We start from the raw sequence: 5,062 nt of genomic DNA on the forward strand, positions 1-5,062 counted from the left end.
GGGCGGCCACGCTCGACGGACACGGCAAGGCGCTCGGCTACCACCTGCTGACCCTCGCCCTGGAAGAACGGCCGGTCGGCGACGACAGCGACTAGGGCGTGTCTGAGGGATCGGTGTCCGTGGCCGCTTCGAAGCCCGGAAGCCGATGTCCGGGAGCCGTCGCGCGGGTGATGTGGAGGTCGCCGGCGAAGCCGTGCCAGGCCGGGGCAGCGGCGTGGCCGCGGGCCCGAACCGGGGTGCCGTCCACCAGCCGGAGCAGGGGGAGGCTGTCCGCGAACGGGGTGTCCGGCGGGCTCACGTTCGACAGCTCGTCGCCGGCCGTCACGCTGGAGCACGATGCGCACGTCATGCCGGAGGCTGGCAACAGGGGGCGCGGCGCGATCGATGGGCTCTTCGGCTGGGACGACAGGAGCCTGGTGCCCTCGGCTCTCCCGGCCGGGAGCCGGGTGGGCAGCCGGATCGGAGGCCTCGGTGGACTGCCGTGGATCCCAAGGCTGGGTGGCCCGATAGCCTGGGGGAATGCTGCGCGAAACGTTCGCCACCCGCTATGTCACCCCCTTGCGGGAGGGGGGATCGCTGCCCGGGATCGTCGAAGCCGACGACCTGGGCACCTATGTCATGAAATTCACCGGTGCCGGGCAGGGCCGCAAGACCCTGGTCGCCGAGGTGATCTGTGGCGAACTCGCCCGCCGGCTCGGGCTGCGGGTGCCCGAACTCGTGCGCATGGAACTGGACCCGGTGGTCGGCCGCGCCGAGCCCGACCAGGAGGTGCAGGAACTGCTGAAGGCCAGCGGAGGGCTCAACCTCGGCATGGACTTCCTGCCCGGGTCGCTCGGGTTCGACCCGCTCGCCTACGAGGTCGGCGCCGAGGAGGCCGGGCGGGTGGTGTGGTTCGACGCCCTCATCGGCAACGTCGACCGCTCCTGGCGCAACCCCAACCTGCTGGTCTGGCACGGCGACCTCTGGCTCATCGACCACGGCGCCGCCCTCATCTGGCACCACAACTGGCCCACCGCGGGCGCCTGGGCCCAGCGTCCCTACGACGCCTCCGACCACGCCCTGGCCCCGTTCGGGCCGCGCATCGCCGAGGCGGCCGCCGCGCTCGCCCCGCTCGTCACCCCCGCGCTGCTCGCCGAGGTCACCGCGCTGGTGCCGGACGCCTGGCTGGAGGACGAGCACGGCTTCGACACCCCCGACGCGGTGCGCGCCGCGTACGCCGAGGTGCTGGCGGCCCGGGCCCGTACCATCCACACCCGGATCACCGTGGGCCCGCCCACCCCCGACAAGCCCTCCCAGGCGCCCGGCTGGCTCACCGGCGGCCACCCCCTGCCCACCCCCAGCACCCAGGACGATGCCCGATGAGCGACACCCCGGCGCCCCGGCGCGAGGTCTTCGAGTACGCCCTGCTGCGGGTCGTCCCCCGGGTGGAGCGCGGCGAGTGCGTCAACGCGGGCGTCCTGCTCTACAGCCAGGCGCACGCCTTCCTGGCCGCCCGCACCCACCTGGACGAGGCACGGCTGCGCGCCCTGGACCCCGACGTCGACCTGACCGGGGTACGGGCCGCCCTGCGCGCCGCGGAACGGGTCTGCGACGGCGGCAGCACGGCGGGCCAGGCCGCCGGGGACACCCCCGGCCGCCGGTTCCGCTGGCTGGTCGCGCCGCGCAGCACCGTCGTCCAGCCCGGTCCCGTGCACAGCGGGCTGACCGCCGACCCGGCCGCCGAACTCGACCGGCTGCTGGCCGTCCTGGTGCGCTGAGCGCGCCGCGGGCGGCGGGCGCGGCGCGCCGTTGACACCGGGGGGAGCGACTTCTAGCGTCGCCTCGGCCACCACTCGACGGCGAGGAGACGCAGCATGTCCACCACTCAGCAGCGGGTCGCGATCGTCACCGGAGCGGCCCGCGGCATCGGCGCCGCGACCGCGCTGCGGCTCGCCGCCCAGGGCCGGGCCGTCGGCGTTCTCGACCTGGACCCGGGTGCCTGCGGCGAGACCGTGGAGAAGATCACCGCCGAGGGCGGCACCGCGCTCGCCGTGGGCTGCGACGTCTCCGACACCGACCAGGTACGCGACGCCGTGGACCGGGTCGCCGCCGAACTCGGGCCGCCCGTCGTCCTCGTCAACAACGCCGGGGTGCTGCGCGACAACCTGCTGTTCAAGATGACCGACGCCGACTGGGACAGCGTGATGGGCGTCCATCTGCGCGGCGCGTTCCTCATGACCCGCGCCTGCCAGGGGTACATGGTGGAGGCCGGGTTCGGCCGGGTCGTCAGCCTCTCCTCGTCCTCCGCGCTCGGCAACCGCGGCCAGGCCAACTACGCGGCGGCCAAGGCCGGACTCCAGGGCTTCACCAAGACCCTCGCCAAGGAACTGGGCAAGTTCGGCATCACCGCCAACGCGGTGGCCCCCGGCTTCATCGTCACCGAGATGACCGCCGCCACCGCCGCCCGGGTCGGCGTCGGCTTCGACGACTTCCAGGAGGCGGCGGCCGCGAAGACCGCCGTGCGGCGGGTCGGCGTCCCCGACGACGTGGCCCGCGCGATCGCCTTCTTCACCGCCGAGGAGGCCGGATTCGTCTCGGGGCAGGTGCTGTACGTGGCCGGCGGCCCGCTGAACTGAACCGGCGCGGGCGGCGGTTGTCAGTGGCACCCGGTACGTTCATGCGCGTAACAACTCCTGGCGCACCATCGGAGGTCGCGACGTGATCGGCATGCTGCCCGCATCCTGGCAGGGCCCGCTCGGCGAAGAACTGGACAAGCCCTACTTCAAGGAGCTGACCGAGTTCGTCGAGGAGGAGCGGGCCCGCGGCCCGGTGTTCCCGCCCCGCGAGGAGGTCTTCGCCGCCCTGGAGGCCACCCCGTACGACCGGGTGAAGGTGCTGATCCTCGGCCAGGACCCGTACCACGGGCGCGGCCAGGGGCACGGCCTGTGCTTCTCGGTACGCCCCGGGGTGCGGATCCCGCCCTCGCTGCGCAACATCTACAAGGAACTGCACAGCGAGCTGGGCCACCCCATCCCCGACAACGGCTATCTGATGCCGTGGGCCGAGCAGGGCGTGCTGCTGCTCAACGCCGTGCTGACCGTGCGCGAGGGCGAGGCCAACTCGCACAAGGGCAAGGGCTGGGAGACGTTCACCGACGCCGTGATCCGCGCGGTGGACGCCCGCCCCGACCCGGCCGTCTTCGTCCTGTGGGGCAACTACGCCAAGAAGAAGCTGCCGCTGATCGACACCACCCGGCACGTGGTCGTCCAGGGCGCCCACCCCTCCCCGCTGTCGGCGAAGAAGTTCTACGGCTCGCGGCCCTTCACCCAGATCGACGCGGCCGTCGCCGCCCAGGGCCACACCCCGATCGACTGGCGGATCCCCAACCTCAAGGAGACCGCGGCGTCCTGACCCGGAAAACCCTTCGACACGCCCGCCCCGGCGGGCGACCATGGAGCCATGAACCGGCAGCCCTTCCACGCAGCGCGGTCCGCGGCAGCGGACCCGACGCGGGCTGCCCTCTTCCTGTCGCACCTGACGGACGGCGCCCGACGCTGACCCTTCCCGGATCGCACCGCGGACCCCGCAGGGGGAGGGTCGGCGGGATCTCGGGGTCCGCGCGCCGGCCGGGACGACCGTCCCCGGCCGGCGCCGCACCGGCGCAGCCGCGAAGGAAGAGACCATGCCCAAGCAGGCATACACCCGCACCAAGCCCCACCTCAACATCGGCACCATGGGCCACGTCGACCACGGCAAGACGACGCTGACCGCCGCCATCACCAAGGTCCTCAGCGACCACGGCACCGGCACCTTCGTCCCGTTCGAGCGCATCGACAAGGCCCCGGAGGAGGCCGCCCGGGGCATCACCATCACCCTCACGCACATCGAGTACGAGACGGACACCCGGCACTACGCCCACGTCGACATGCCCGGGCACGCCGACTACATCAAGAACATGGTCACCGGCGCCGCCCAGCTGGACGGGGCGATCCTGGTGGTCTCCGCCACCGACGGCGTGATGCCGCAGACCGCCGAGCACGTCCTGCTCGCCCGGCAGGTCGGCGTCGAGCACATCGTCGTCGCCATGACCATGGCCGACATCGGCGACCCGGACCTCATAGACCTCGTCGAGCTGGAGGTGCGCGAACTGCTCACCGCCCACGGCTACGCGGGCGAACTGCTCCCCGTCGTCCGGGTCTCCGGCCTCGGCGCCCTGCGCGGCGAGGCGCGCTGGAGCGCGGCCATCGAGGCGCTGCTCGACGCGGTGGACACCTTCGTCCCGCTGCCCGAGCGGTACGTGGACGCGCCGTTCCTGCTGCCGGTGGAGAACGTGCTGACCATCACCGGGCGCGGCACGGTCGTCACCGGCGCCGTCGAGCGCGGCACGGTGCGGATCGGCGACCGGGTCCAACTCGTCGGCGGCAGCGGCACCGAGACCGTCGTCACCGGCCTGGAGACGTTCGGCAAGCCGATGGCGGACGCCCGCGCCGGGGACAACGTGGCGCTGCTGCTGCGCGGCGTCCCCCGCGACGCGGTACGGCGCGGCGACATCGTGGCCCTGCCCGGCAGCGTCACCCCGCGCCGGACCTTCACCGCCGAGACGCGGCTGCTCCCGGCGGCGGAGGGCGGCCGCCGTACCGGTGTCACCAGCGGCTACCGGCCGCAGTTCTATCTGCGCACGGCGGACGTGGTCGGCGACATCGCGCTGCCGGGCGGCGGGACGGCGCTGCCCGGAGAGACCGTCACGATGACGGTCGAGCTGGGCCACGCCGTACCGCTGGAGCCCGGGCTGGGCTTCGCGATCCGCGAGGGCGGGCGCACGGTGGGCGCCGGCCGGATCACGGAGGTCGGCGCGGTCTGACGCCGTGCCGGGTGGCGGCCGGGGCAGCCCGCCCGGGCCACCACCCGGGTGGCCGCCCCGGCCGGGGACAATGGCCGGATGAGTGAGCACGAGGCGATCCCGGTGATCCGGCCGGTGGCGTTCGGCACCGCCCGGCTGCTGCCCGACCTCGACCGGGACGGCGGCTGGCTGCTGACCGTCGACGGGGCCCCGCAGTCGTACGTCGATCTGCGGGACCCCACC

6 protein-coding genes and 1 pseudogene are annotated in these 5,062 nt (G+C 73.6%); 6 read left to right on the top strand and 1 reads right to left on the bottom strand.

All coding sequences use genetic code 11. The features are described from left to right. Positions 1-91: 91 nt before the first annotated feature. On the bottom strand, positions 92-349 hold the full coding sequence (locus tag ACFV5N_RS24505) for a hypothetical protein (RefSeq protein ID WP_385603759.1): 258 nt from the start codon (positions 347-349) through the stop codon (positions 92-94). 170 nt (positions 350-519) lie between these two features. Here ACFV5N_RS24505 and ACFV5N_RS24510 point away from each other — a divergent pair, with 170 nt between their 5' ends. The 6 genes and pseudogenes from ACFV5N_RS24510 to ACFV5N_RS24535 all read left to right on the top strand — a co-directional run. Beyond that, a complete protein-coding gene (locus tag ACFV5N_RS24510) occupies positions 520-1,362 on the top strand; it encodes a HipA family kinase (RefSeq protein ID WP_385603762.1) in 843 nt (280 codons plus the stop codon). Further along, the gene (locus ACFV5N_RS24515; protein WP_385603764.1) at positions 1,359-1,757 is read left to right on the top strand and encodes a DUF3037 domain-containing protein; all 399 of its coding nucleotides are present in this window, start codon (positions 1,359-1,361) and stop codon (positions 1,755-1,757) included. Before ACFV5N_RS24510 ends, ACFV5N_RS24515 begins: the two co-directional genes overlap by 4 nt. Before the next feature lie 96 nt (positions 1,758-1,853). After that, entirely contained in the window at positions 1,854-2,615 is a 762-nt protein-coding gene (locus ACFV5N_RS24520) for an SDR family oxidoreductase (RefSeq protein ID WP_385603766.1), read from the top strand. A gap of 91 nt (positions 2,616-2,706) precedes the next feature. Next, positions 2,707-3,390 (top strand): uracil-DNA glycosylase, encoded by a 684-nt coding sequence (ung, locus tag ACFV5N_RS24525; protein WP_385603769.1) that lies wholly within the window; start codon positions 2,707-2,709, stop codon positions 3,388-3,390. Between the two features lie 271 nt (positions 3,391-3,661). Beyond that, positions 3,662-4,840, top strand: coding sequence for an elongation factor Tu (tuf, locus tag ACFV5N_RS24530; RefSeq protein WP_385603772.1), 1,179 nt, complete (start codon positions 3,662-3,664; stop codon positions 4,838-4,840). A gap of 78 nt (positions 4,841-4,918) precedes the next feature. Next, positions 4,919-5,062: pseudogene (locus ACFV5N_RS24535) on the top strand (spermidine synthase-like protein); the annotation flags it as partial.

The sequence above is a fragment of the Streptomyces sp. NPDC059853 genome (genome assembly GCF_042731495.1).
In the GTDB taxonomy this organism is placed as follows: domain Bacteria; phylum Actinomycetota; class Actinomycetes; order Streptomycetales; family Streptomycetaceae; genus Streptomyces.